At 52.7% G+C, this 715-nt stretch carries 1 rRNA gene; it reads right to left on the bottom strand.

Annotated features, from left to right (window positions below):
* Positions 1 to 715, bottom strand: a 23S ribosomal RNA gene (locus tag RXX31_RS24710); the annotation flags it as partial.

Genomic DNA, 715 nt, shown 5'->3' with positions numbered 1-715 from the left:
CGATTTTGCACAGTGCTGTGTTTTTAATAAACAGTTGCAGCCACCTGGTATCTGCGACTCTCAATAGCTCCATCCGCGAGGGACTTCACCGTCGAGAGCGTACCTTCTCCCGAAGTTACGGTACCATTTTGCCTAGTTCCTTCACCCGAGTTCTCTCAAGCGCCTTGGTATTCTCTACCCGACCACCTGTGTCGGTTTGGGGTACGATTCCTTACAATCTGAAGCTTAGAGGCTTTTCCTGGAAGCATGGCATCAATGACTTCACCACCGTAGTGGCTCGACGTCGTGTCTCAGCCTTAGAGAGAGCCGGATTTACCTAACTCTCAAGCCTACGCACTTGAACCTGGACAACCGTCGCCAGGCCCACCTAGCCTTCTCCGTCCCCCCATCGCAATTGTAAGAAGTACGGGAATATTAACCCGTTTCCCATCGACTACGCCTTTCGGCCTCGCCTTAGGGGTCGACTTACCCTGCCCCGATTAACGTTGGACAGGAACCCTTGGTCTTCCGGCGAGGAGGTTTTTCACCCCCTTTATCGTTACTCATGTCAGCATTCGCACTTCTGATACGTCCAGCATGCGTTACCACACACCTTCAACCGCTTACAGAACGCTCCCCTACCCAATACCTAAAAAGGCATTGCCGCAGCTTCGGTTTACTACTTAGCCCCGTTACATCTTCCGCGCAGGCCGACTCGACCAGTGAGCTATTACGC

The organism is Vibrio sp. EA2 (assembly GCF_033042495.1).
GTDB lineage: Bacteria > Pseudomonadota > Gammaproteobacteria > Enterobacterales > Vibrionaceae > Vibrio.
This window is presented reverse-complemented; position numbering and strand designations above follow the sequence as displayed.